Source organism: Rhizobium sp. BG4, from assembly GCF_016864575.1.
GTDB lineage: Bacteria > Pseudomonadota > Alphaproteobacteria > Rhizobiales > Rhizobiaceae > Rhizobium.
On the sequence record NZ_CP044125.1, the window covers coordinates 3,857,209 to 3,881,470 of the forward strand.

At 62.1% G+C, this 24,262-nt stretch carries 22 protein-coding genes, 1 pseudogene and 1 riboswitch; of the genes and pseudogenes, 13 read left to right on the forward strand and 10 right to left on the reverse strand.

The features are described from left to right. Positions 1–27 precede the first annotated feature (27 nt). Both F2982_RS19335 and F2982_RS19340 read right to left on the reverse strand, forming a co-directional pair. On the reverse strand, positions 28–852 hold the full coding sequence (locus tag F2982_RS19335; RefSeq protein ID WP_203428818.1) for a ferritin-like domain-containing protein: 825 nt from the start codon (positions 850–852) through the stop codon (positions 28–30). Continuing rightward, positions 849–1,322, reverse strand: coding sequence for a peroxiredoxin (locus F2982_RS19340; protein WP_203428819.1), 474 nt, complete (start codon positions 1,320–1,322; stop codon positions 849–851). Before F2982_RS19340 ends, F2982_RS19335 begins: the two co-directional genes overlap by 4 nt. Before the next feature lie 117 nt (positions 1,323–1,439). Between F2982_RS19340 and F2982_RS19345 the strand changes: the two genes are divergently transcribed. After that, complete coding sequence (locus F2982_RS19345) at positions 1,440–4,841, forward strand: DUF3971 domain-containing protein (RefSeq protein WP_203428820.1); 3,402 nt, start codon at positions 1,440–1,442, stop codon at positions 4,839–4,841. Between the two features lie 51 nt (positions 4,842–4,892). Here F2982_RS19345 and tyrS read toward each other — a convergent pair whose 3' ends face one another. Beyond that, positions 4,893–6,149: a tyrosine--tRNA ligase gene (gene tyrS, locus F2982_RS19350; RefSeq protein ID WP_203428821.1), complete on the reverse strand. Its 1,257-nt coding sequence runs from the start codon at positions 6,147–6,149 to the stop codon at positions 4,893–4,895. A gap of 119 nt (positions 6,150–6,268) precedes the next feature. Here tyrS and F2982_RS19355 point away from each other — a divergent pair, with 119 nt between their 5' ends. Together F2982_RS19355 and F2982_RS19360 are read left to right on the forward strand one after the other, a co-directional pair. Continuing rightward, a complete protein-coding gene (locus tag F2982_RS19355) occupies positions 6,269–7,405 on the forward strand; it encodes an anhydro-N-acetylmuramic acid kinase (RefSeq protein WP_203428822.1) in 1,137 nt (378 codons plus the stop codon). After that, on the forward strand, positions 7,389–7,910 hold the full coding sequence (locus F2982_RS19360) for a GNAT family N-acetyltransferase (RefSeq protein WP_203428823.1): 522 nt from the start codon (positions 7,389–7,391) through the stop codon (positions 7,908–7,910). The genes F2982_RS19355 and F2982_RS19360 overlap by 17 nt, the downstream gene beginning before the upstream one ends. Here F2982_RS19360 and F2982_RS19365 read toward each other — a convergent pair. Next, positions 7,907–8,583: pseudogene (locus F2982_RS19365) on the reverse strand (alpha/beta hydrolase). The gene F2982_RS19360 and the pseudogene F2982_RS19365 overlap by 4 nt on opposite strands. Before the next feature lie 203 nt (positions 8,584–8,786). Between F2982_RS19365 and F2982_RS19370 the strand changes: the two are divergent. The 8 genes from F2982_RS19370 (at position 8,787) to F2982_RS19405 (ending at position 16,737) form a co-directional block, all read left to right on the forward strand. Beyond that, positions 8,787–9,953, forward strand: a complete 1,167-nt coding sequence (locus F2982_RS19370; protein ID WP_203428824.1) for a cysteine desulfurase family protein — start codon at positions 8,787–8,789, stop codon at positions 9,951–9,953. Between the two features lie 144 nt (positions 9,954–10,097). Beyond that, a complete protein-coding gene (gene sufB, locus F2982_RS19375) occupies positions 10,098–11,567 on the forward strand; it encodes a Fe-S cluster assembly protein SufB (protein ID WP_130278250.1) in 1,470 nt (489 codons plus the stop codon). Between the two features lie 74 nt (positions 11,568–11,641). Beyond that, positions 11,642–12,397, forward strand: a complete 756-nt coding sequence (gene sufC / locus F2982_RS19380; protein WP_203428825.1) for a Fe-S cluster assembly ATPase SufC — start codon at positions 11,642–11,644, stop codon at positions 12,395–12,397. A gap of 22 nt (positions 12,398–12,419) precedes the next feature. After that, entirely contained in the window at positions 12,420–13,694 is a 1,275-nt protein-coding gene (sufD, locus tag F2982_RS19385; protein WP_203428826.1) for a Fe-S cluster assembly protein SufD, read from the forward strand. 192 nt (positions 13,695–13,886) lie between these two features. Further along, positions 13,887–15,128, forward strand: coding sequence for a cysteine desulfurase (locus F2982_RS19390; protein WP_203428827.1), 1,242 nt, complete (start codon positions 13,887–13,889; stop codon positions 15,126–15,128). A 10-nt stretch (positions 15,129–15,138) separates the two neighbouring features. After that, positions 15,139–15,519, forward strand: coding sequence for an SUF system Fe-S cluster assembly protein (locus F2982_RS19395; protein WP_112716391.1), 381 nt, complete (start codon positions 15,139–15,141; stop codon positions 15,517–15,519). Between the two features lie 94 nt (positions 15,520–15,613). Further along, positions 15,614–16,009, forward strand: a complete 396-nt coding sequence (gene sufA / locus F2982_RS19400; protein WP_112716389.1) for a Fe-S cluster assembly scaffold SufA — start codon at positions 15,614–15,616, stop codon at positions 16,007–16,009. 92 nt (positions 16,010–16,101) lie between these two features. Further along, on the forward strand, positions 16,102–16,737 hold the full coding sequence (locus tag F2982_RS19405) for a LysE family transporter (protein WP_246777482.1): 636 nt from the start codon (positions 16,102–16,104) through the stop codon (positions 16,735–16,737). Between the two features lie 2 nt (positions 16,738–16,739). Here the strand turns inward: F2982_RS19405 and F2982_RS19410 are convergent, their stop codons facing one another. Next, the gene (locus tag F2982_RS19410; RefSeq protein ID WP_199629585.1) at positions 16,740–17,015 is read right to left on the reverse strand and encodes a flagellar basal body protein; all 276 of its coding nucleotides are present in this window, start codon (positions 17,013–17,015) and stop codon (positions 16,740–16,742) included. Positions 17,016–17,217: 202 nt separating this feature from the next. On the opposite strand from F2982_RS19410, the gene F2982_RS19415 reads away from it, so the two are divergent. Next, positions 17,218–18,018: a class I SAM-dependent methyltransferase gene (locus tag F2982_RS19415; protein ID WP_203428828.1), complete on the forward strand. Its 801-nt coding sequence runs from the start codon at positions 17,218–17,220 to the stop codon at positions 18,016–18,018. 6 nt (positions 18,019–18,024) lie between these two features. Here F2982_RS19415 and F2982_RS19420 read toward each other — a convergent pair whose 3' ends face one another. The 5 genes from F2982_RS19420 to gcvT all read right to left on the reverse strand — a co-directional run bounded on the left by F2982_RS19420 (position 18,025) and on the right by gcvT (position 23,432). Next, a complete protein-coding gene (locus tag F2982_RS19420) occupies positions 18,025–18,294 on the reverse strand; it encodes a DUF982 domain-containing protein (RefSeq protein WP_112716383.1) in 270 nt (89 codons plus the stop codon). A 36-nt stretch (positions 18,295–18,330) separates the two neighbouring features. Further along, positions 18,331–18,978 (reverse strand): esterase, encoded by a 648-nt coding sequence (locus F2982_RS19425; RefSeq protein ID WP_203428829.1) that lies wholly within the window; start codon positions 18,976–18,978, stop codon positions 18,331–18,333. Positions 18,979–19,044: 66 nt separating this feature from the next. Further along, on the reverse strand, positions 19,045–21,909 hold the full coding sequence (gene gcvP, locus F2982_RS19430; RefSeq protein WP_203428830.1) for an aminomethyl-transferring glycine dehydrogenase: 2,865 nt from the start codon (positions 21,907–21,909) through the stop codon (positions 19,045–19,047). Further along, positions 21,909–22,271: a glycine cleavage system protein GcvH gene (gene gcvH, locus F2982_RS19435; RefSeq protein ID WP_112716379.1), complete on the reverse strand. Its 363-nt coding sequence runs from the start codon at positions 22,269–22,271 to the stop codon at positions 21,909–21,911. The genes gcvP and gcvH overlap by 1 nt, the downstream gene beginning before the upstream one ends. A gap of 24 nt (positions 22,272–22,295) precedes the next feature. Beyond that, positions 22,296–23,432: a glycine cleavage system aminomethyltransferase GcvT gene (gcvT, locus tag F2982_RS19440; RefSeq protein WP_203428831.1), complete on the reverse strand. Its 1,137-nt coding sequence runs from the start codon at positions 23,430–23,432 to the stop codon at positions 22,296–22,298. A gap of 150 nt (positions 23,433–23,582) precedes the next feature. Then, positions 23,583–23,675, reverse strand: a riboswitch (glycine riboswitch). Positions 23,676–23,832: 157 nt separating this feature from the next. Between gcvT and F2982_RS19445 the strand changes: the two genes are divergently transcribed. Further along, the gene (locus F2982_RS19445; RefSeq protein WP_203428832.1) at positions 23,833–24,213 is read left to right on the forward strand and encodes a hypothetical protein; all 381 of its coding nucleotides are present in this window, start codon (positions 23,833–23,835) and stop codon (positions 24,211–24,213) included. Positions 24,214–24,262 lie beyond the last annotated feature (49 nt).

Sequence of the window (24,262 nt, forward strand, 5' to 3'; positions counted from 1 at the left end):
TTTCATTAATGTGAATGCACGCAATGGTTACGCATTGCTTGTAGATGTCAATGACCGGTAGAAAGATGGCGTGAGGCCGGCTTCGGCGCGCGCCAGGTCATTGAAGGGCGGCTTCAGCGGACCGCGGAAGTTGGCGCGCACCAGTTCCCTGAAGGTCTGCGCGGGATCGCGGCGCTCGCGGGCGCAGAGAAAACGGAACCATTTGGCGCCGATCGCCACATGGCCTTTCTCGTCATTGTAGATCACGTCGAGCACGGCAGCGCTGTCGACATCGCCGGTCTCGCGCATCTTCGCCTGCAGCGACGGCGTCACGTCAAGGCCGCGGGCTTCGAGGATGAGCGGGACGACGGCAAGCCGCGCCGTCAGATCGTTGCGGGTCGAGTGCGCCGCCTGCCAGAGACCGTCATGGGCGGGCATGTCGCCATAATCGGCGCCGAGATCGCGCAGGCGGTCGCGGACCATGCGGAAATGCTTGGCCTCCTCGAAAGCTACCTGCATCCAGCCGTCAAAGAAGGAGTTCGGTACTGGCTCGGTGGCGAAGCGGGCCACGATATCGAGCGCGAGATCGACGGCATTGAGCTCGATATGGGCGATTGCATGCAGCAGCGCGATGCGGCCGTGGACGGTATGCAGCGAGCGCTTCTGAACTTGAGTCGGCGGCACGAGCGCCGGCTTTTCGGGGCGGCCGGGCCGCTCCGGAAGTGCGGCATCGAGCGGCGAGCGCAGCGATATCTTGCGGGCGAACCAGCGGGTGGCGGCTTCCTGGGCGAGCGCCGTCTTGCGATCGAGATCGGCCGAGCGGATGGCGTCGATCGCGCCACCTCTCAGCGATGTCATCTGCAAAGCGGTCATGCCGCGAGGTCCAGCACGGCCTTCAGAACGGCTTCGGCATGGCCTGGAACCTTGACCTTCTGCCAGATGGTGGCGATCGTGCCGTCGGCGCGGATCAGGAAGGTCGTGCGCTCGACGCCCATATAGGTGCGGCCGTACATGCTCTTCTGTTTCCAGACGCCATAGGCTTGCAGCACGGTCCTTTCCTCATCCGATGCGAGCGCGACGGCAAGGTTATGTTTCTTGATGAAACGGTCGTGGCATTTGACCGAATCAGGCGACATGCCGACGAGCGCCGCACCTGCCTTTTCAAACTCGGCGGCGAGCTCGGTGAAGCCGATCGATTCGGCCGTGCAGCCTGCCGTGTCATCCTTGGGATAGAAGAACAGAACCAGAGGCTTGCCTTTGAATTCCGTCAGCGATACGCGGCCGCCGCCATCACGCGGGAGGTTGAAGTCCGGGGCTTCGGCGCCGATACCGATATCCGCCATGTGGAAACCTTTCTTTTGCCGGGTTTATGAGTGACACTGAACCTGGCCGATATATATTGGGCGAGTATCCGGCGAGCTAGACCGGAAAATAAGAATTCAAGGAGTTACCCAAGGCGTATGTCGGCCATCCGCGGCGAAAAGGTTACGTTTCGCAAGAAAGACATCGTCGCTTTGCATGAACTCCCCTCGGCGCAAGCCGAGGACCCGATGATCGTGCATTGCCCGCCGCCGCGCTCGCGGCTGCGGCGCACCGCCGGCTGGACCGGCGCCTGCTGTGCTCTCCTCTTCATCATCATTGCCGCGATCGTCGGCGTGATCGAAAGTGGCATGATCGACACCGCGCTGTCGAAACAGGCGCAAATGGCGCTGAACAACGCGATGGGGCCGCGCTACAAGGCCGAAGTCGGCTCGACGGTAGTGCGCTTCACCTCCGGCCTGCGGCTGGCGCTGGAGGCCCGCAACGTCAACCTGATCGATCAGCAGAGCGGCGAACATCTGTCGACCGTCGAAGCGATGCGCATGGCGCTCGATCCGCTGGCGCTGTTTCGCGGGCGGATCGCGATCACCGATGTCGAGGCGGAGGATATCGCGCTCGATACGGCGCTGCTGCCCGCCGGCAATCCCATCAAGCTCGACAATCTTCGCGTCGACGAAGTGCCCCAAGCGCTCGAATCGGCATTCTCGCATCTCGACCTGTTCGACAGTTTCGCGCAGCGCGGCGGCACGGACAGCGTTCGCATCTCGGGAATCAACGTCAAGCTGGCCGATACCGCCAACGGACCGGTGTCGCTCGTCATCGACGATCTCGTCTTTGCCCGGCCGACCGATCATTCGCTGCAGCTGACCGGCGAAATCGCCATCAACGGCCAGCCGGCGACGCTCGACGTTCAGGCGGAGAGGCTGGGCGACAAGACCCAGCGCTTCACCGCCAAGCTCAGCCATGCCGACCTGACGCCGTTTGCCATCAAGCGAAACGTGCTGGGTGAGATCCGCCAGGGCATCAACGCTTTCGCCGATATAAACATTTCGGCTGTCAGGGACGGCGAGGGCACCGATCCGTCGTTGACGACCGGCGTGACGCTGGCGCCGGGGCTGATCTATGTCGATGGCGACCAGCAGCAGTTGAGTGGCGGCCAGATCAATCTGAATTACGATTTCAAGAAGGAGACGATTGAGATCGCCCGGTCGCAGGGGCAATTCGGCGCGACGACCGTTCCCTTCAACGGCGGCCTGATCGACCTCGACCGGCTGGATCCGACAGCCGGCAAGGGCTTCGGCATCGATCTCCTCGTCAGCGGCGGCAGCGCCTCTCCCGTCGGATCCGGCGAGCAGCCGGTGCCGTTCGATATCCAGACGAGCGGCCGCTTCATGGTCGCGACCAAGGAGCTGCAGTTCCCCGGCATCACCGTATCGACACCGCTCGGACAGCTCTATGGCTCGCTGCATGCGAAATTCGGCGACGTTTCGCCGGAGATCAGCTTCGTCGGCCAGTCGCAGCAATTGCAGACGGCGGCGATCAAGCAGCTCTGGCCGTTCTGGATGGCGCCGAAGGCCCGTGACTGGGTGCTGAAGAACCTGTTCGGCGGCACGGTCGCTGACGCCTCGATTTCCGTCTTCATTCCCTTCGGACGCCTCGATGAGGCCGTCGGCAAGGGGCTGAAGCTCGACGAGAACCAGATCAAAATCGCCTTCGATATCGCCAATGCCCGGATGAATGTCGCCGGCGAAATCCCGCCGATCCGCGATACTTCGGCGCATTTCGACCTGAAGGGGCCGCGGGCGACGATCTCGATCAAGAGCGGCACGTCGTTCTTTGCCTCCGGGCGTTCGGTCAATCTCGGTGCTGGCAGCTTCGTGCTGCCGTCGACCTATGACAAGCCGCTGATGGCGGAGATGCAGCTCGGCATATCGGGCTCAGCTGACGCCGTGGGTGAGCTTCTCACCTACAAGCCGATCCAGGTGCTGCAACGCGCCGGGTTGGCGCCACAGGACCTGAGCGGCAAGATCAATGCCACTGTGCAGGCTCGCTTCGGCCTGGTCAGCGCCCAGAATCCACCGCCGCCGGACTGGAAGGCTTCGATGCAGCTTTCCGGCGTCGATGTCGGCAAGCCGATCTCCGGGCGCAAGATCACCAATTTGGACGGGACGCTCAATGCCGATCCGAAGCAGGTGACGCTCGACGGCAAGGGGCAGATCGATGGCGTGCCGGCGGAGATTTCGCTGCTGGAACCGGTCGAGAAGAATTCGGGCATCACCCCGCAGCGCGTCATTACGGCGACGCTGACCAACGACCAGCGCGAGAAGCTGCTGCCGGGCCTGTCGGATATCATCGACGGCAGCATCAAGGTCGAGCTGACGCGGATCGACGAAGAGCGGCAGTCCGTCGATCTCGACCTGTCGCGCGCCGCCCTGCAGTTGCCCTGGGTTGGCTGGGCGAAAGGCAGCGGCATCCCGGCCGAGGCGACGTTCGAGGTCTCCGGTCCTGCAGAGAATACGCAGGTCAAGAATTTCAAGCTCAAGGGCGACGGCTTTGGTGCCAGCGGATCGCTGAACGTCGCGAAGGGCGGGCTGACATCTGCCGATTTCGACAGCGTCAAACTCTCGTCGCTCGACGATTTCGCCATCTCGATCCGCCGCAGCAAGGGCGTTTTCGACGTTTCTGTCTCTGGCGATACGGCCGATGCACGGCCGATCCTGGCGCGGCTGAAAAACGGCCAGAACGGCAGCGGCGACGATGGCGGCGGCGACAGCAAGGGCGGTGATATCACCGTGCGCGCCAAGCTCGGCCAGATCGTCGGCTTCAACGACGAACGCGTGCGCGGCCTCGATGCGCTCTACATGATGCGCGACGGCGAATTGCAGGTGCTGAACCTCTCCGGTGTCACCGACAGCGGCGAGGCCGTCGTGACGCAGATGAAGGACGGGCGCGTTCTGAATATCACGACGGGTGATGCCGGATCGGTGTCGCGCTTTGCCGATTTCTACAAGCATATGCGCGGCGGTCTGCTCAACATGACCGTGCGTTTCGGCCCGCGCGGCTGGGACGGCTCGGCGGATGTGCGACGCTTCCAGATCGTCAACGAAGACCGGCTGCGGTCGATCGTGGCAACCCCCGTCGGCAAGGATCAGCGAAGCCTGAATGCTGCCGTGAAGCGCGAGATCGATACTTCGGCGCAACGCTTCCAGCGCGGCTTTGCCCGTATCGTCTCGCAGGGCGGTACCGTCACCATCGAGAACGGCGTGGTGCGCGGCGAGCAGATCGGCGCGACCTTCCAGGGCGTGATCCGCGATGCCAAGGGCAATATGGACATGACGGGCACCTTCATGCCGGCTTACGGTCTGAACCGGCTATTCGCCGAACTGCCGGTCATCGGCATCATTCTCGGCAACGGTACCGACCGCGGCCTGATCGGCATCACCTTCAAGCTGACCGGCAAGTTCGACAAGCCGAACCTGCAGATCAACCCGCTGTCGATCATCGCCCCTGGCGTCTTCCGCAACATCTTCGAGTTTCAATAAAAAAAAGCCGGCGCGTGGCCGGCTTCCTTTCAATCAGATTATCCGGACCGCTCAGGCAGCGGGGCGGATCAGGATGTGCTTCTTCTTGCCAAGCGACAGCTTGATCACGCCATCAGCGGTGATCTCGGCACTGCCGATCACCGTGCGTTCGTCGCTGATCGCCTGATCGTTGATGCGCACGGCACCGCCCTGGACGTGGCGGCGTGCTTCGCCATTGGACGCGGCGAGGCCGGCGCGGACGATGAGCGACAGCAGGCCGAGGCCGGCATCGAGTTCGGCAGCCGGAATTTCGACCGACGGAAGGTTGTCGGATAGAGCGCCTTCCTCGAAGGTCTTGCGGGCGGTTTCCGCGGCCTGCTCCGCAGCGGCGCGGCCGTGCAGAATGGCGGTGACTTCCGTCGCGAGGATCTTCTTGACCTCGTTGATCTCCGAACCGGCCAGCGCCGAGAGGCGGGCGATCTCGTCCATCGGCAGCGTCGTGTAGAGCTTGAGGAAGCGCGATACGTCGGCGTCCTCGGTGTTGCGCCAGTACTGCCAGAAATCGTAGGCCGAGAGCATATCGGCGTTCAGCCAGACAGCGCCGGTCGCCGACTTGCCCATCTTGGCACCGGATGCGGTCGTCAGCAGCGGCGAGGTCAGCGCGTAAAGCTGCTGTGTCCCCATGCGGTGACCGAGGTCGATACCGTTGACGATGTTGCCCCACTGATCCGAACCACCCATCTGCAGACGGCAGTCGTAACGCTTGGCCAGTTCGACGAAGTCGTAGGCCTGCAGGATCATGTAGTTGAATTCGAGGAAGGAGAGCGACTGCTCGCGATCCAGGCGCGTCTTGACGCTGTCGAAGGACAGCATGCGGTTGACCGAGAAATGGCGGCCGACATCGCGCAGGAATTCGAGGTAGTTGATCGAACGCAGCCATTCAGCATTGTTGATCATCAGGGCGTCCTTCGGACCTTCACCATAGGTGAGGTAGTTCGAGAAGACGCGCTTGATGGAAGCGATGTTGCTCTCGATCGTGTCGACCGTCATCAGCTGGCGCGACTCTTCCTTGAAGGAGGGATCGCCGACCATGCCGGTACCGCCGCCCATCAGCGAGATGGCGCGGTGGCCGGTTGCCTGGAACCAGTGCAGCATCATGATCTGGATCAGCGAGCCGGCATGAAGGCTCGGCGCCGTCGGATCGAAGCCGATATAGGCCGTCACGGTTTCCTTGGCGAGCAGATCGTCGAGGCCGGATTCATCGGAGACCTGATGAATGAAGCCGCGCTCTTTCAGTGTGCGCAGGAAATCGGATTTGAACTCGGACATGACTTCGTCTCTTGAGGCTTCGGAGGGAATTGAGATCGGCACTTGTTGAAGCGCCGCGGCGCGTTTAGCACTGTTTTGCCGAAAGTGCACTATTCGGCGGCACAGTTTTTGGAGGAAGCATGCCCGGAGTGAGAACCGCGATCGGCCTGATGAGCGGCACGTCGATGGATGGGATCGATGTGGCATTGCTGCGGACGGACGGCGACGGCTTCGTCGAGCGCGGGCCGTTTCTCGGCGTTTCCTACGATCCGGCTTTTCGCGAACGGCTGAAAACGGCACTCGAGCAGGCGAAGGCGATCAAGAACCGGCAGGAACGGCCGGGCGATCTCGCGGCCATCGAACGGGAGCTTACGCAGCGGCACGCAGCTGCCGTTAGGGAGTTTTTGCAACAGAATGCAATGGAGGCCGGCGCTATCGATGTTCTCGGCTTTCACGGTCAGACCGTCCTGCACCGGCCGGACGAGGCCTTGACCGTTCAGATTGGCGACGGCGCACTTCTCGCCCGCGAGACCGGTATTGCGACGGTTTACGACATGCGGGCGAACGATATGGTTCATGGCGGCCAGGGCGCGCCGCTCGTGCCTGCCTATCACGCTGCGCTGGCCGCCAATATCAGCAATGCGAAGATGCCGGTCTGTTTCGTCAATATCGGCGGTATCTCCAACCTGACCTATGTCGGCGCCGATGGTACGGTGATCGCCTATGACAGCGGCCCCGGCAACACGCTGATCGATCAGTGGGTGGAGGCCCATGCCGGGATACCCTTCGATCAGGGTGGCATGATCGCTTCCGAGGGCCATGTCGTCAGCGAGCTGGCCGAGCGTTATCTCGCAAGCCCGTTCTTTACCGCGGCAAAACGGCGATCGCTCGACCGCAACGATTTCCTGCCGCCGCAGGGACGGGATGCGGAGCTTGCTGATGGCGCGCGCACGCTTGCCTATGTGGCGGCGGCATCGATCATCAAATCGGCCGGTCACCTGCCGGTGATGCCGGCGCTCTATGTGATCTGCGGTGGCGGACGGCTGAACAGGGTGATCATGCGCGATCTTGCGCAGCTGGCTGCAGAGCATCGGGCGACGGTGATTTCGGCGGAAGAAGCCGGTTTCAACGGCGACGCGATGGAGGCGGAGGCTTGGGCTTATCTGGCCGTGCGCTCGCTCGAGGGGCTGCCGTTGACCTATCCGGGCACGACGGGTGTCCGGGAAGCGGTGAGCGGTGGTGTGCTGACGGAGGCTATCGATGCAAACGATCCTTGAGACGGAGCGGCTGCAGTTCCTGATGTGGCAGCCGGACGAGGCACCATTGGTTCATGCCCTGCATTCGACGCTGGCGACGAGCCGCTTCATGTCGGGTGGCCTGCCTTGGACGATGGAACGCTGCCAGTCGCGCATCGAGCAGTGGATCGACGAACAGGATGATGACGGCACGACGAAATACAAGGTCGTGGCCAAGAGCGACGGGCGCTTTGTCGGCCGTGCCGGGATATCTCTGCATGACGAGGAGGCGCGCGAGTTCGAGCTCGGCTACGCATTCAATGAGGACGAATGGGGAAAGGGCTATGCGACGGAGGCGGCGCGGGGACTGATCGCCTGGTTCCTCGGCAAGGGCTTCAGCGACCGCTTGATCGCCTTCACGCATCCGGAGAATTTTGCTTCCCAGCACGTGCTGCGCAAAGCCGGCATGCGGGAGATCGAGCCGAGGCTGATCGATGGCTTCGTGGCGCCGACCTTCGAGATCGGCGCCAGCGATATCAAGGCTTAGCGAATACGCTTGGCGGCCGGTTCCGGCACCAGTTCGCCGTTCAGGCGGCGGTCGAGGTAGTCCTCGCACTCGGCCATCAGCGGCTCGACCTGGCCGTTGAAGAAGTGGTTGGCGCCCGGAACAGTGCGGTGGGTGATCAGAATACCCTTCTGCGTCTTCAGCTTCTCGACGAGGCCGTTGACGTCTTTTTCCGGGGCAACCTTGTCCTGTTCGCCGTTGATGATCAGGCCGGAGGACGGGCAGGGCGCCAGGAACGAGAAGTCGTAGGTGTTCGGCTGCGGAGCGATCGACATGAAGCCTTCGATCTCCGGGCGGCGCATCAGGAGCTGCATGCCGATCCAGGAGCCGAAGGAGTAGCCGGCAACCCAGCAGGTCTTCGAATCGGGATGCAGGCTCTGCACCCAGTCGAGCGCCGAGGCGGCATCCGAGAGCTCGCCGGCGCCGTGGTCGAATTCACCCTGGCTGCGGCCGATTCCGCGGAATTGAAGCGCAGTGTCGTGAACCCGCGCTTCTGGAACATGTAGAAGAGCTGGTAGACGATCTGGTTGTTCATCGTGCCGCCGAACTGCGGGTGCGGGTGCAGGATGAGGGCAATCGGTGCGCTTTTTTCCTTGGAGGGCTGGTAGCGGCCTTCAAGACGGCCGGCAGGGCCGTTGAAAATGACTTCGGGCATCGGTACTCCGGGTTTTATTTTCGCGTTCGGACTGCGCAGACTTGACGGACGTTGTCAGCTTTTCTAAAACGCAGTTTAGAACAATTCGAAACTTTGCATGGCACGCCACGCAGTGTGAAAGTGTCATAAGGCAAGCCCGGCGGAAATTTCAAGAAAAATGAGCCGGACCACCGAAGCAGAAACCAAGCGCAGGACTTGAGATCATGGCGCCGCCCCGCCTTTATCTTGACTGGAACGCGACATCGCCGCTGCATCCCGCAGTGCGCGAAGCAGTTTTGCGCGCTATGGATCTGTTCGGCAACCCCAATTCCGTGCATGGCGAGGGACGTGCCGTTCGCGCCGCAATTGAAGGCGCGCGTCGCGAGGTTGCCGCCCTTGTCGGGGCCGAGCCCGCGCATGTCATTCTGACGAGCGGTGCGACCGAAGCCGCCAATATGGTGCTGACGCCGGAATTTCGCATGGGGCGCACGCCGCTCGCGGTCGGTCATCTCTATTACAGCGCCGTCGAGCATCCCGCCATTCGCGAGGGTGGACGCTTCCCAAAGGAAAAGACCACCGAGATTCCGGTGACGTCGGATGGTACCGTCGATCTTGCGGCGCTTCAGGGCCTGCTTGCCGGTCACGATGCCTCATCCGGTCTGCCGATGGTGGCGATCATGCTCGTCAATAACGAGACTGGGATCGTCCAGCCGGTTCGCGAGGCAGCCGAGATCGTCAAGGCGCATCGCGGCCTTCTCGTCGTCGATGCCGTGCAGGCCGCAGGGCGGATCGAGATCGATATCAATGCGCTCGGCGCCGACTTTCTGATCCTGTCGTCGCACAAGCTCGGCGGGCCCAAGGGCGCCGGCGCTCTGGTGTCGCGCGGCGAGATCCTGATGCCGAAGCCGCTGATCCATGGCGGCGGGCAGGAAAAGGGTCACCGGTCGGGGACCGAGAATTCGCTCGCCGTCATCGGCTTCGGCGCGGCTGCCGCACAGGCGCGATCGGATTTCAGCGAACGGAACGGCCGGATTGCGGCCTTGCAGGCGCGGCTGGAAAGCGGCATGCGGGCAGCGGCACCCGATGTGGTGATCTACGGCGCCGATGGTCCGCGTGTGTCGAACACGACGTTCTTCACGCTGCCGGGCCTGAAGGCCGAGACCGGCCAGATCGCTTTCGATCTCGAAGGTGTGGCGCTTTCGGCGGGCTCTGCGTGCTCCTCCGGCAAGGTCGGCGAAAGCCATGTCCTCGTTGCCATGGGCCATGACCCGAAGCTCGGCGCGCTGCGCATTTCGCTCGGCTTTGCGACCAGCGGCGAGGATATCGACCGGGCGCTTGCCGCCTTCGGAAAAATTGCCGGACGGCGCAGGCCGGCCGGGGAGGCGGCCTGACCGTCTCACAAAATTGCGGAAACGGAAATTTCCGCTTGCCATCAGGGCTGAAAAGGCCCTTTTGGCCCACTACATAAGGGGCAATCAGAAAATTGCCCGCACGACAGCCTGCCGGACCTTTAGCCGGCGAGATTGGAGAACGACATGCCAGCCGTACAAGAAACGGTTGATCGCGTCCGCGAGATCGACGTCGATCAGTACAAATACGGTTTCGAGACCATCATCGAAATGGACAAGGCACCCAAGGGCCTGTCCGAAGATATCATCCGCTTCATCTCCGCCAAGAAGCAGGAGCCGGAATGGATGCTCGAGTGGCGCTTGGAAGCCTACAAGCGCTGGCTGACGATGGAAGAGCCGAACTGGGCGCGCGTCGATTACCCGAAGATCGATTTCAACGACATTCACTATTACGCCGCGCCGAAGAGCACGCCGGGTCCGAAGTCGCTTGATGAAGTCGATCCTGAAATCCTCAAGGTCTACGAGAAGCTCGGCATTCCCCTGAAGGAACAGGAAATCCTGGCCGGCGTCGAGAAGCCGCGGATCGCCGTCGATGCCGTCTTCGACAGCGTCTCCGTCGTCACCACCTTCAAGGAAGAGCTGAAGAAGGCCGGCGTTATCTTCATGTCGATCTCCGAAGCGATCCGCGAGCATCCGGAACTGGTTCAGAAGTATCTGGGTTCGGTCGTTCCGACCTCCGACAACTACTATGCGACGCTGAACTCGGCCGTCTTCACCGACGGCTCGTTTGTCTTCGTGCCGAAGGGCGTTCGCTGCCCGATGGAACTGTCGACCTACTTCCGCATCAACGAGAAGAACACCGGCCAGTTCGAGCGCACGCTGATCATCGCCGAGGAAGGCGCCTACGTTTCCTACCTCGAGGGCTGCACCGCGCCACAGCGCGACGAAAACCAGCTGCATGCGGCTGTCGTCGAGCTCGTTGCTCTCGATGATGCCGAGATCAAGTATTCGACCGTTCAGAACTGGTACCCGGGCGACGCCCAGGGCAAGGGCGGCATCTACAACTTCGTGACCAAGCGTGGCGATTGCCGCGGCGACCGTTCGAAGATTTCGTGGACGCAGGTCGAAACCGGTTCGGCGATCACCTGGAAGTACCCGTCCTGCATCCTGCGCGGCGATGACTCCCGAGGCGAATTCTACTCGATCGCCGTCTCCAACGGTCACCAGCAGATCGATTCCGGCACCAAGATGATCCATCTCGGCAAGAACACGTCGAGCCGCATCGTCTCGAAGGGTATTGCCGCCGGCGTTTCGCAGAACACCTATCGCGGCCAGGTCTCGGCTCACCGCAAGGCGTCGAACGCCCGCAACTTCACGCAGTGCGACTCGCTGCTGATCGGCGACAAGTGCGGCGCCCACACGGTGCCTTACATCGAGGCGAAGAACTCGACCGCGCAGTTCGAGCACGAGGCGACCACCTCGAAGATCTCCGAAGACCAGCTTTTCTACTGCCTGCAGCGCGGCATCCCAACCGAAGCGGCGATCGCCCTGATCGTCAACGGCTTCGTCAAGGAAGTCCTGCAGGAGTTGCCGATGGAATTCGCCGTCGAAGCGCAAAAGCTGATCAGCATCTCGCTTGAGGGGTCTGTCGGCTGACGCTGTCTCTGCATTGATTATTCGAGGGCGCGGTTGGGCGCGCCCGTTTCCGAACGCTTTTATGGAACAAGAACATGCTTGAAATCAAAAACCTGCACGCCCGTATCGCCGAAGACGGCACCGAGATCATCCGTGGCCTGAACCTGACGGTGAAGGCTGGCGAGATTGCCGCTATCATGGGCCCGAACGGCTCGGGCAAGTCGACGCTCTCCTACATCCTGTCGGGCCGCGAAGACTATGAAGTCACCGAGGGTGACATCCTCTATAACGGCGAGAGCATTCTCGAGCTCGACGCAGCCGAGCGCGCTTCGAAGGGCATTTTCCTGGCCTTCCAGTATCCGGTCGAAATCCCGGGCGTTGCCACGATGCAGTTCCTCAAGGTGGCGATGAACGAGCAGCGCAAGGCTCGCGGCGAAGAAGAACTGAAGACGCCTGACTTCATGCGCCTCGTCAAGGACGCTGCCGCCAAGCTGCAGATCAACCCTGACATGCTGAAGCGCCCGCTGAACGTCGGTTTCTCCGGCGGTGAAAAGAAGCGCGCCGAGATCCTGCAGATGGCGCTGCTGCAGCCGCAGCTCTGCGTGCTCGACGAAACCGACTCCGGTCTCGACATCGACGCCTTGAAGATCGTTGCCGACGGCGTCAACGCGCTGCGTTCGCCTGATCGCGCCGTGATCGTCATCACCCACTACCAGCGCCTGCTCGACTACATCGTTCCCGACACCGTTCACGTTCTCTACAAGGGCCAGGTGATCAAGTCGGGCGACAAGACGCTGGCACATGAGCTGGAAGCCAACGGTTATGCCGACATCATCGGAGCGGCAGCCTGATTAAGGCGGAAAGGACGTGTCCATGAACATGCAGACCACGAGCCGCCTGACCGCCGCGGAAGCTGCGCTCATCGAGGCTTTCAACAATCAGTTCGGCGAGCTGCCGGGCGACGGCGCGGTCACCGCGACGCGCGACCGCCTGCTCGACGACATCAAGAAGTCCGGCCTGCCGACGCGCCGCGTCGAGGCCTGGCACTATACCGATCTGAAGAACCTGCTGCGCGCCATACCGGCCGTTGCCGGTGATGCTGCCTCGAAGACGGTGAAGCCGCTCGTCGAGGGTTCTTCGGTGCTTTCGATCGTCCAGGGCCATGTCGATGCCAAGGCTTCGGTCGGCGGCATCGAGATTTCGAGCTATGCCCAGAGCCTGCTCGATGGTTCGGCTGCGACCTCTCTCGGCGCGCTTGGCGCCGACGATGCGGTTGGCCGGATCAACGGCAGCTTCGTGCGCGACGGCTATGTGATCGACATTCCGTCCGAAACCGAACTGGAGCAGCCGCTCGAGATCGATATCGTCCATGCCGGCGGCCAGATCCATACGCGTCTTCCGGTCACCTTCGGCGCCGGCGTCAAGGGCACCGTCATCGAGCGTCACCTGTCGGTGACCCCTGATGCGGCGCTCGTGTCCCATGTCAGTGACATCACGATCGGTGACGGCTCGGAACTGACCTGGATCATCCTGCAGCAGCAGGGTGGTGACGACACGCATCTCGGCCAGATCCGCATCGATCTCGGCGCTGACGCGAAGCTCAAGCTTTTCGTCATCAATGCCGGCGGCAAGCTGGTGCGTCAGGAGCTGCATATCAAGGCGACGGGCGAGGGTTCCGATCTGACGCTGCGCGGAATCAACCTGCTCGGCGGCGAAACCCATACGGACGTCACCATGGTTCTCGGCCATAACGTGCCGAATACCGGTTCGACCGAGATCATCCGCAACGTCGTCTTCGATCGCGCCAAGGGCGTGTTCCAGGGCATGATCCGGGTTGCCCCGGACGCGCAGAAGACCGACGCCAAGATGGCCTGCAACACGCTGCTGATGTCCGATGATGCCGAGTTCTCCGTCAAGCCGGAACTTGAGATCTTCGCCGACGACGTGCAGTGCGGCCACGGTGCGACGGTTGCCGATATCGACAGCAACCACCTCTACTACCTGATGGCTCGCGGCATTCCGGAGAACAAGGCGCGGGCGATGCTCGTCAACGCCTTCGTTGCCGAAATCGTCGAGGAACTGGAGGACGAGGCTCTGGTGGATGCCCTGGAAGGCATCATCTCCGCCTGGCTTGAAAAGCACGCCTGAGGGCGCTGGCGGAGGACAATCTCTCCTCCGTCATCCTCGGGCTTGTCCCGAGGATCTAAGCCGGTTCAGAAACGTAGACGTGGATAGATCCTCGGGACAGGCCCGAGGATGACGTAGCGCAGGCGGTAACGGCTGCGAAACCAAAACCTTCTGCGGTAGCTCCTCTAAGGAGCGACATGAAAGGGTCTGAAAATGGACCAGACAACGCCCGTAACCACGTATGACGTCGAAGCCATTCGCAGGGATTTCCCGATCCTGGCGAAGGAAGTGTATGGCAAGCCGCTGGTCTATCTCGACAACGGCGCGTCGGCCCAGAAGCCGCAGGCCGTCATCGACGCGGTGACGCATGCCTATTCGAACGAATATGCCAATGTGCATCGCGGTCTGCATTTCCTGTCGAATGCCGCAACCGAGGCCTATGAAGCTGCGCGCGAAAAGGTGCGGCGCTTCCTGAATGCGCCTTCGGTCGATGATATCGTCTTCACCAAGTCGTCCACCGAGGCGATCAATACGGTCGCTTACGGCTGGGGCATGCCGAAGATCGGCGAGGGCGACGAGATCGTCGTTTCGATCATGGAGCATCACTCCAACATCGTTCCCTGGCATTTCATCCGCGAGCGCCAGGGCGCCAAGCTGGTCTGGGTTGATGTCGATGACGACGGCGCTTTCCATATCGAGGCTTTCGAAAAGAGCCTGACTGAGCGCACCAAGCTCGTTGCCATCACCCATATGTCGAATGCGCTCGGCACTATCGTTCCGGTCAAGGAAATCTGCCGCATCGCCCACGAGCGCGGTATTCCGGTACTGCTCGACGGATCGCAGAGCGCCGTCCATATGCCTGTTGATGTGCAGGATATCGACTGCGACTGGTATGTGATGACCGGCCACAAGCTCTACGGTCCGTCGGGGATCGGCGTCCTCTACGGCAAGAAGGATCGCCTTCGCGAGATGCGCCCGTTCCAGGGCGGCGGCGAGATGATCTTCGAGGTCACCGAAGGCAACGTCACGTATAATGAGCCGCCGCATCGTTTCGAGGCCGGCACGCCGCCGATCGTTCAGGCGATCGGTCTCGGCTATGCACTGGATTACATGGAAAAAGTCGGCCGCGAGGCGATCGCGCGCCACGAGGCGGATCTGACGGCCTATGCGACCGAGCGGCTGCGCGAAGTCAATTCGCTGCGGGTCATCGGCAATGCGCCGGGCAAGGGCGGCATTTTCTCCTTCGAGCTTGCAGGCCTGCATGCCCATGACGTCTCGACGGTTATCGATCGGCGTGGTGTTGCGGTTCGCGCCGGCACGCATTGCGCCATGCCGCTCTTGAAACGCTTCGGCGTGACCTCCACATGCCGTGCGTCATTCGCCATGTATAATACCCGCGCCGAGGTCGATGCCTTGGCCGATGCGCTGGAATATGCGCGCAAGTTCTTTGCTTGAGGATACCGTAATGAGCCTTGATGACAGCGAACAGAAGACCGACGTGCGCGAGGGTATCGTGCATTCGAGCATTCCGGCGGAAGAGCTGGCGCGTCTCAGCGACGACGTGATCGGCGCGCTGAAGACGGTCTACGACCCGGAAATTCCGGCCGATATCTTCGAACTCGGTCTGATCTACAAGATCGATATCGAAGACGACCGCATGGTCAAGATCATGATGACGCTGACGGCACCCGGTTGCCCGGTGGCCGGCGAGATGCCCGGCTGGGTCGAAAACGCCGTTGGTGCCGTGGAAGGCGTGTCGGGCGTCGAGGTCGAAATGACCTTCGATCCGCCGTGGACGCCTGATCGTATGTCGGAAGAGGCGCAGGTCGCCGTCGGCTGGTACTAATTGGCGGCTGGTATTGATCGGTTAAGCCACTGGCACTACATTTGATTCATGAAACACCGGACCTTCAATCCGTGTGCGTAAGGAGAATGAGCCGATGGGCTTTGCAGTAATGAGCATGACGCAGGAAGCGGCCGATCGCGTGAAGGCGATCGTCGGCGGTGCTGGACCGGACGCCAAGGGCATTCGCGTCGGCATCAAGAAGGGCGGCTGCGCCGGGATGGAATATACCATCGACATGGTGACCGAGCCCAACCCGAAGGACGACCTGATCGAGCGCGATGGCGCAAGCGTCTGGATCGAGCCCTCGGCCGTGCTTTATCTGCTCGGCACCCAGCTCGGCTTCGAGCAGACGACGCTGCGCTCCGGCTTCACCTTCACCAACCCGAACCAGACATCGGCCTGCGGCTGCGGCGAATCCGTCGAACTGAAGCCTGCCGATCTCGCGGCTCTTGCCGCCCAGGGAAATCCCGTGGTGACCGCTTCGCATTGATGCGCGGTCTCATGGCCACCAACAGGCCGCCAGCGATGGCGGCTTTTTCTTTTTGCAGTTGTCCGATCGCGGCGGCGTAACATCTCTCAGGCATGATCATCGAAACGCTGCTTCTGCTGTTTGCCAAAGGCGCTCTGCTCGGTCTCGTCATCACGATACCGCCGGGGCCGATTGCGACGCTTTGCATTGACCGCAGCCTGAACCGCGGATTCGCCTCGGGTGCTGCAATCGGTATCGGGGCGGCGCTCGGGGATTCCGTCTACGCGCTGGTCGCTGCGGCGGGTCTGGCGATGGTGTCCAATGTCGTCGATGCCTATTCGCTGCCGATCGCGGCGGTTGGCGGCCTGCTGCTGGTCTTTCTCGGCATCCGCGATCTCGTGACGCCGCCGGCGGCTGCGCGCGAAATGGGGGCAGGGAACCTCTTCCGCACGATCGCCTCGACCTTCCTGCTGGCAATCTCCAATCCCGGCGCGCTGCTCTCTTTCGGCGGTTTGTTTGCCGGTCTCGGACTGGTGGATGGCAATACGCCGATGGAAACGGCGGCGATCGTCGTTGGCGTCTTTGCGGGTGCGATGGTGTGGTGGACGCTGCTCAGCGCCGCGGTCAATCTGGCACGGGACCGGATCTCGCGCGACGTGACGCTGCTGATCCGCCGCATATCAGGATGGCTGATCATCGGCTTCGGCGGCGCCATTCTCGGCTATGCCGCGGTCAATCTATTCGGCTGAAATCAGTCGCGCTTGATGGTGGCGAGCAGTTGCCAGAGATCGGCGCCGGTTTCGAAGACGATCGCATTCGCCTTGTAGCCCTGTGCCGACTGCATCATGTCCGTCATCTCGGTGGCGAGATCGGCCGGCTGACCTTCATCCGTCGTCATCGTCGAGGGATCGATACGGCTGTAGCCCGGCGTGTTAAGATTGGCGACATTGTTGGCGGTGGCGGCGAAACGGTTGGTCTGCGCGCGCATGCCCGACGACGCGGTATTCATGATGCTCGAGATGTTCATCAGCCGGTATTCCCCACACTTCCGTAAGCTTGCTATAGCAGCCGGCGCTTAGCGAATGCTGAACGGGTTTCGTTAACGGTATTGGCGCTCCAAAGCACGATCTGTTTCGAACTGGTGCAGCTTCGTGAAGGCGGGCGGCGTGGTCCGTGCTTGGCAACGGTGGGGTCGGGGACTACCATGCTGGCAGCTGATGGAGGCGGCGATGTCCTCGAGTTTCAATGTCCACAAGGCATCGGGATACGAACAGCTGATGGGGCGCTGGAGCCAGAAACTCGCGCTGCCATTCATCGATTTTGCGGGTGTTGAGGATGGTGATCGCATTGTCGATGTCGGCTGCGGCACCGGCAGCCTGACCTTCGCACTTGCCCATTCCCGGCGTATCCAGGCGATAGAGGCGATCGATTTCTCATCCGTCTTCGTCGAGGAGGCGCTGCGGCGGAACAATGATCCGCGGATCACCATACGGCAGGCCGATGCCTGCGCATTGCCTTTCGAGACCGCGAGCTTCGATCGCGCGCTGGCATTGCTCGTCCTGCATTTCATTCCCGAGGCAAAGAAGGCGATCGGCGAAATGCGCCGGGTCACGCGGCCCGGCGGCACCGTTGCGGCCGTCGTCTGGGATCATCTCGGCGGCATGGCGGGCATGCGGATGATGATCGATACGGTCGCGGCGCTCAGCGAGGCCGGACGCCAGCTTCGCAGCCGCTACTGCTTCCAGCCGATGATACAGCCCGGCGAAATGAAGCGGGCTTTCATCGAAGGCGGGCTTCTCGATGTCGAGGAGACGCAGCTCATGATCCGCATGAATTACGAAAATTTCGACGACTACTGGGGGCCGATTGCAGCGGGGGAAGGGCCGCTCGGCGCATTTGTGGGCAAGCTCGACGGCGCGGAGAGGGCGCAGGTCGATGCTGCGGTACGCGATGCCTACGAAGCCGGGCGGCCCGACGGTCCGCGATCCTTTGCCAATGTCGCATGGGCCTGCCGGGGCCGCGTGCCCTGAGGCGGCTTATTTCTTGATATCGATGCCGGCTTCAACAGCCGCAGCGATGAAGGCGTTACGGGCCTGTTCGTTGCTAGCCTTGCCCTTGATGACGTCGGCGCAGATCAGCAGCGCCTTGTCGAGCGCCGGGCCATCCTCGGTCGGCCAGTCCTCGATCATCGCCCAGGAGGCGGCCTGCGTGGTGCCGATCGTCACATATTGGCCGGGCTCCTCGAGCGCCAGCAGCACGGGGTTTGCCCAAGGCACCTGAGTGAGATCGTTGTCGGATTTTGCCATGGGTTGAAACCTGCTTTTATCGAAAGTCCGATGTCCTTAGCGGTGCAGGTCTTCTGCGACAAGGGAAAAGGTCTCGGTCTCCAGCCATCGCTTGATGATGCCGGGTTCGCCCTCGTGGAGGCCATGGCCCGTTGGCGAAATCTGAAATTCGACTTTCGCGCCGGCAGCTTGGAATTGCTGCACGGATTTTGCGGCATCCTCGGGCTGGCGGCGATCATCGTCTACACCGCCGAGGATCAGGATCGGCTTTGCCGCCATCGGTGGCAGGGCTGCGTCAGGTGCGGGAGATAGCGGACGGATCAGGACGGCGCCGAGTGCGCAGGCCGGATCGTGCATGAGCAGCGATGCGGCCATGATCGCGCCGTTCGAGAAACCGAGCACGATAGGCGGCCCGGATATGAGCTGGGTTTTGATGGCAGTGCTGAGGAACGAATGAATCCGTTCGGTCTGAACAGCAAGATCTGCAACATCCAGCGTCCGGTCGCTATTGCGCCGGAAGAAGGCATAGCCGCCTTCCCAAGCGATGCCACCGCGCAGTGATATGACCGGATGATCGGGTGCAGCCTCCGCGGCGAGCGGTATCAGTTCCGTCTCGTCCATGCTGCTGCCATGCATCAGCAGCAGTGGCGGTAAGCGGGGATCGCCTGCTAAGGCGATGTAGTGGAAGCCCTGCAGGTCAGGCATCGTCAGGTCACGATCTTCGGGAAATGAAAACGCCCGGCCAAAGCCGGGCGTTTCGTTGTTCAGCGCTTACTCGGCCGCTTCGGCATAGTCTTCCAGCGGCGGGCAGGTACAGATCAGGTTACGGTCGCCATAGACGTTGTCGACGCGGTTGACCGGCGACCAGTACTTGTCGACGCGGAATGCGCCGGGCGGGAAGCAGGCCTGTTCGCGCGAATAGGGGCGATCCCATTCGCCGACCAGGTCTTCGACCGTGTGAGGGGCGTTTTTCAGCGGGTTGTTCTGCTTGTCCGAACGGCCTTCCTCGATGTCGCGGGCTTCCTGGCGGATCGCCAGCATGGCTTCGCAGAAGCGGTCGAGTTCGGCCTTGGTTTCGGATTCCGTCGGCTCGATCATCAGCGTGCCGGCAACCGGCCAGCTCATGGTCGGCGCGTGGAAGCCGCAGTCGATCAGGCGCTTGGCGACGTCATCGACCGTCACACCGCAGCTGTCGACCAGCGGACGGGTGTCGATGATGCATTCATGCGCCACGCGGCCGGCTTCGGACTTGTAGAGCACGTCATAGGCACCCTTGAGGCGGGCAGCGATATAGTTGGCGTTGAGGATCGCCACCTTGGTTGCCTGCGTCAGGCCTTCGCCGCCCATCATCAGGCAGTAGCTCCAGGAGATCGGCAGGATCGATGCCGAACCGAAGGCTGCAGCCGAAACGGCGCCGGGGCGGCCGTCGGTTTCCGAGTGACCGGGCAGGTGCGGTGCCAGATGCGACTTGACACCGATCGGGCCCATGCCGGGACCGCCGCCGCCATGCGGGATGCAGAAGGTCTTGTGCAGGTTGAGGTGGCTGACGTCGGAGCCGATGTCACCGGGGCGGGACAGGCCGACCATGGCGTTCATGTTGGCGCCATCGAGATACACCTGGCCGCCGTGCTTGTGCACGAGGTCGCAGATTTCCTTCACCGTTTCCTCGAACACGCCATGCGTCGAGGGGTAGGTGATCATGCAGCAGGAGAGGTTCTCCGAATACTGCTCGGCCTTGGCGCGGAAATCGTCGAGGTCGATATCGCCATTTTCGCGAACCTTGACGACGACGACCTTCATGCCGACCATCTGGGCAGAGGCCGGGTTGGTGCCGTGCGCGGAGGTCGGGATCAGGCAGACGTCGCGGTGACCATTGCCATTGGCGATATGGTAGTTGCGGATCGTCAGGAGGCCTGCATATTCGCCCTGTGCACCGGAGTTCGGCTGCATGGAGAAGGCATCGTAGCCGGTGACAGCGCAGAGCTTTTCCGTCAGGTCGTCGATCATCTCGCGATAGCCAAGCGCCTGGTCGGCCGGAACGAACGGATGGATATCCGAGAATTCGGGCCAGGTGATCGGCAGCATTTCAGCTGTGGCGTTCAGCTTCATCGTGCAGGAGCCGAGCGGGATCATCGAGCGGTCGAGCGCCAGATCGCGGTCGGAGAGCCGGCGGATGTAGCGGGTCATCTCGCTTTCAGCGCGGTTCATGTGGAAGATCGGATGCGTCAGGTATTCGCTGGTGCGCAGCAGTTCCTTCGGCAGGCGATAGGACGGCTCGAAGTCGCCGACGGCGAAATTGCCGCCGAATGCGCGCCAGACGGCTTCCAGCGTTGCCGGGCGGGTGCGCTCGTCAAGGCTCATACCGATCTTGGTGCCGCCGACCTTGCGCAGGTTGACGCCTTCGGCGACGGCTGCGCGCAGGATCAGGCCCTGCATGTGGCCGACATCAACAGTGATCGTGTCGAAGAAGGTTTCCGGCTCGACCTTGTAGCCGAGCTTTTCGAGGCCCTTGGCCATCAGCACGGCCTTCTGGTGGACCTGCTGGGCGATCGCCTTGATGCCCTTCGGACCGTGGAAGACGGTGTACATGGAGGCCATGACGGCGAGCAGGACCTGCGCGGTGCAGATGTTCGACGTCGCCTTTTCGCGGCGGATGTGCTGTTCGCGGGTCTGCAGCGACAGGCGGTAGGCGCGGTTGCCGCGGGCATCGACCGAGACGCCGACGAGACGGCCCGGCATCGAGCGCTTATGCGCGTCCTTGACGGACATGTAGGCCGCATGCGGACCGCCATAACCGACAGGAACGCCAAAACGCTGCGATGAACCGATAGCGATATCGGCACCCATTTCGCCCGGCGACTTCAGGAGCGTCAGCGCCAGAATGTCGGCAGCGACGATGGCGATCGCGCCCGTCTGATGCAGACGGGAGATCAGGCCGGTGAAGTCGTGAATGTGGCCATGCGTGCCCGGATACTGGAAGATCGCGCCGAAGACGTCGACCGGATCGAGATCCGTGAATGGGTTGCCGACGAGCACGCTCCAGCCGAGCGGCTCGGCGCGGGTCTTGATCAGCTCGATCGTCTGCGGGTGGCAGGCGGCGTCGACGAAGAAGGCCTTGGCCTTCGACTTCGAGACGCGCTCGGCCATCGCCATGCCTTCGGCGGCAGCCGTTGCTTCGTCGAGAAGCGAAGCGTTGGCGACGTCGAGACCGGTGAGATCGCAGATCATCGTCTGGTAGTTCAGGAGCGCTTCGAGGCGGCCCTGCGAGATCTCCGGCTGGTAGGGCGTATAGGCCGTGTACCAGGCGGGGTTTTCGAGGATGTTGCGCTGGATGACCGGCGGTGTGATCGTGCCGTAATAGCCCTGACCGATCAGCGAGGTCAGCACCTTGTTCTTGTTGGCGGTCTCGCGCAGCTTGTCGAGCGCTTCACGCTCCGTCATCGGCGCGCCCCAGAGGAGCGGCGCCTTCTGGCGGATGGAGGGCGGGACGGTCGCGTCGATCAGCCCGTCGAGGCTGTTATAGCCAATGACCTTGAGCATATCGGTCATTTCGGCCGGAGACGGACCGATATGACGGCGATTGGCAAAGTCGTAGGGCTGGTAGTCGGTGAACTGGAATTCGGTCGGCGTCGTCATTACGCAGTGAGCTCCTTGTAGGCCGCTTCATCGAGCAGGCCATCGGCATCAGCCGCATTTGCAAGCTTCAGCTTGAAGAACCAGCCGGCGCCCTGCGGATCGGAATTGACCAGCGACGGGTCTGCGACAATGGCTTCGTTAACTTCGGTGATCTCGCCATCCAGCGGACAATAGACGTCGGAGGCCGCCTTGACGGATTCGACGGTGGAGGCATTGTCGTTCTTGGCGAAGGTCGCGCCGATTTCCGGCAGTTCTACGAATACGAGGTCGCCGAGCTGATCAACGGCGTAATTGGTGATTCCGACCGTTGCAACGCCGCCTTCGATCTTCAGCCATTCATGTTCTTCGGTAAACTTGAGCATTGTTTGTCCTCTCTGGGAAAAGTTTCAGCGTTTGTAGGTCGGCGTAATAAAGGGCAGGGCGCTGACGGTGACCGGCAGGTACTTGCCGCGCACTTCAGCAAAAATGACCGTTCCGGCAGCCGCATGCGACAACGGCACGTAACCCATGGCGACGGGACCCTCGACGCTCGGGCCGAAGCCGCCGGACGTGACTTCGCCGAGCTCGGTCTTGCCTTCGGCATCGGCATAGAGCTTGGCATGGCCGCGCACCGGTGCCTTACCGTCAGGCTTCAGGCCGACGCGGCGGCGCGTGGCGCCATTGTCGAGCTCGGAGAGGATGCGGCCGGCACCCGGGAATCCGCCGGCGCGGGCGCCGCCCGTCTTGCGGGCCTTCTGCATGCCCCATTCGAGGGCCGCTTCGACGGGCGTCGTCGTTGTGTCGATGTCGTTGCCATAGAGGCAGAGACCGGCTTCCAGACGCAGCGAATCGCGGGCGCCGAGGCCGATCGCCTCGACATCTGGATGCTCAAGCAACCGCTTGGTGACATCCTCGGCCTTGTCGGCTGGAATGGAGATTTCGAAGCCGTCTTCGCCGGAATAGCCGGAACGGGAAACGAGACAGGAAACGTCGTGCAGGCGGCAGTGGCGCACGTCCATGAACTTCATGGCGGCGACGTCGGCCCAGAGTTCGGCGAGCACATCGACGGCGCGCGGTCCCTGAAGCGCGATGAGCGCGCGGTCGAGCACGGTGATGTCGCAGCGATCGCCGATGTGCTTGCGCATATGCGCGACGTCTTCTTCCTTGCAGGCGGCGTTGACGACGACGAAGAGATGATCGTCGAGATGGGTGATCATCAGGTCGTCGAGAATGCCACCGTTGTCATCGGTGAAAAAACCGTAGCGCTGGCGTCCCTCGGCGAGGCCGAGAATATCGACGGGCACGAGGCTTTCGAGCGCAAGCGCGGCATCTTCATACTTGCCCGACTTCGCCTTGACGATGACCTGGCCCATGTGGGACACGTCGAAAACGCCGGCCGCCTGGCGGGTCTGCAGGTGTTCCTTCATGACGCCGGCCGGATATTGCACCGGCATGTCGTATCCGGCGAAGGGAACCATGCGGGCGCCGAGCGACAGGTGCAGCGCGTGAAGCGGGGTTTTCTTGAGGGCAGCAGTATCGTCCAATGACGCCTCCGGTCGTTGCGCGTGGAATTCCATGCGCGGGCTCAAATGAAGGCGCGGTTGCGCCTCGTTATCGAGCCCCCTCTGTCCTTGCGCCTGAGATTGTTATCCCTTCGGCGAGCGTTTCGATAACGCTTCTCTCCAGAGTTCCGTCTGCCCCTTGTGGTCCTTTTGCCTGAGAGTTTCCGGGGCGGTTGCTCCTTCGGCACCGGCACTTGCGAACCGGCTTCTCCCAACAAGGTCGCGGCAATTATCGGGCGGAACGGGTTGTTGGCAAGGGGGAATGTCGCCGCCGAACAAATTTTTGTCGCGGCATCACGGCGCAAATTGTGATCTGCGTCAAATCGGCTTTTGCTTTTCGCCCATAAAGTGATTAATCGCGACAGCCGCGGAAGGGGATTTGATGGCGAACACGGGCCGGAAAGCTGGGATGCTGACGCGCATGATCTGCGCGCTGGGCCTGCTTGTGCTCGGCCTTGCGCATCAGGCGCCGCAGCTCGCCGCTGAACCCCTCTATAGCAGCGCCGAATATGCCCTGCCGGACGGCTCCTTCGCCTCGCTTTGCGTGACCGTCAAGGACGACGATAGCAAGCACCTGCCGATGGGGCCGAATTGCGAGGTCTGCCGTCTCGCTGCCTCGATCATTCTGCCTGCGCCGGATGCGGCCGCATGGCTTAGGCTGGAATTTTCCTCTTTCGAGAATGCGCTGACCAGCGATATCGCCGTCCTGCCGGTGCGCGCGGTGGCGCAGCCGAAATCGCGGGGGCCGCCGGTTCTGGCCTGATCTCCAGCCCGAACCGAAATGCAACATGATGCCGGAGGCCGCCAAGACG

Excerpts from the sequence above, each read along its gene's own strand:
- F2982_RS19335 (WP_203428818.1), bottom strand. The coding sequence starts at position 852 with ATGACCGCTTTGCAGATGACATCGCTGAGAGGTGGCGCGATCGACGCC.
- F2982_RS19340 (WP_203428819.1), bottom strand. The coding sequence starts at position 1,322 with ATGGCGGATATCGGTATCGGCGCCGAAGCCCCGGACTTCAACCTCCCG.
- F2982_RS19345 (WP_203428820.1), top strand. The coding sequence starts at position 1,440 with ATGTCGGCCATCCGCGGCGAAAAGGTTACGTTTCGCAAGAAAGACATC.
- tyrS (WP_203428821.1), bottom strand. The coding sequence starts at position 6,149 with ATGTCCGAGTTCAAATCCGATTTCCTGCGCACACTGAAAGAGCGCGGC.
- F2982_RS19355 (WP_203428822.1), top strand. The coding sequence starts at position 6,269 with ATGCCCGGAGTGAGAACCGCGATCGGCCTGATGAGCGGCACGTCGATG.
- F2982_RS19360 (WP_203428823.1), top strand. The coding sequence starts at position 7,389 with ATGCAAACGATCCTTGAGACGGAGCGGCTGCAGTTCCTGATGTGGCAG.
- F2982_RS19370 (WP_203428824.1), top strand. The coding sequence starts at position 8,787 with ATGGCGCCGCCCCGCCTTTATCTTGACTGGAACGCGACATCGCCGCTG.
- sufB (WP_130278250.1), top strand. The coding sequence starts at position 10,098 with ATGCCAGCCGTACAAGAAACGGTTGATCGCGTCCGCGAGATCGACGTC.
- sufC (WP_203428825.1), top strand. The coding sequence starts at position 11,642 with ATGCTTGAAATCAAAAACCTGCACGCCCGTATCGCCGAAGACGGCACC.
- sufD (WP_203428826.1), top strand. The coding sequence starts at position 12,420 with ATGAACATGCAGACCACGAGCCGCCTGACCGCCGCGGAAGCTGCGCTC.
- F2982_RS19390 (WP_203428827.1), top strand. The coding sequence starts at position 13,887 with ATGGACCAGACAACGCCCGTAACCACGTATGACGTCGAAGCCATTCGC.
- F2982_RS19395 (WP_112716391.1), top strand. The coding sequence starts at position 15,139 with ATGAGCCTTGATGACAGCGAACAGAAGACCGACGTGCGCGAGGGTATC.
- sufA (WP_112716389.1), top strand. The coding sequence starts at position 15,614 with ATGGGCTTTGCAGTAATGAGCATGACGCAGGAAGCGGCCGATCGCGTG.
- F2982_RS19405 (WP_246777482.1), top strand. The coding sequence starts at position 16,102 with ATGATCATCGAAACGCTGCTTCTGCTGTTTGCCAAAGGCGCTCTGCTC.
- F2982_RS19410 (WP_199629585.1), bottom strand. The coding sequence starts at position 17,015 with ATGAACATCTCGAGCATCATGAATACCGCGTCGTCGGGCATGCGCGCG.
- F2982_RS19415 (WP_203428828.1), top strand. The coding sequence starts at position 17,218 with ATGTCCTCGAGTTTCAATGTCCACAAGGCATCGGGATACGAACAGCTG.
- F2982_RS19420 (WP_112716383.1), bottom strand. The coding sequence starts at position 18,294 with ATGGCAAAATCCGACAACGATCTCACTCAGGTGCCTTGGGCAAACCCC.
- F2982_RS19425 (WP_203428829.1), bottom strand. The coding sequence starts at position 18,978 with ATGCCTGACCTGCAGGGCTTCCACTACATCGCCTTAGCAGGCGATCCC.
- gcvP (WP_203428830.1), bottom strand. The coding sequence starts at position 21,909 with ATGACGACGCCGACCGAATTCCAGTTCACCGACTACCAGCCCTACGAC.
- gcvH (WP_112716379.1), bottom strand. The coding sequence starts at position 22,271 with ATGCTCAAGTTTACCGAAGAACATGAATGGCTGAAGATCGAAGGCGGC.
- F2982_RS19445 (WP_203428832.1), top strand. The coding sequence starts at position 23,833 with ATGGCGAACACGGGCCGGAAAGCTGGGATGCTGACGCGCATGATCTGC.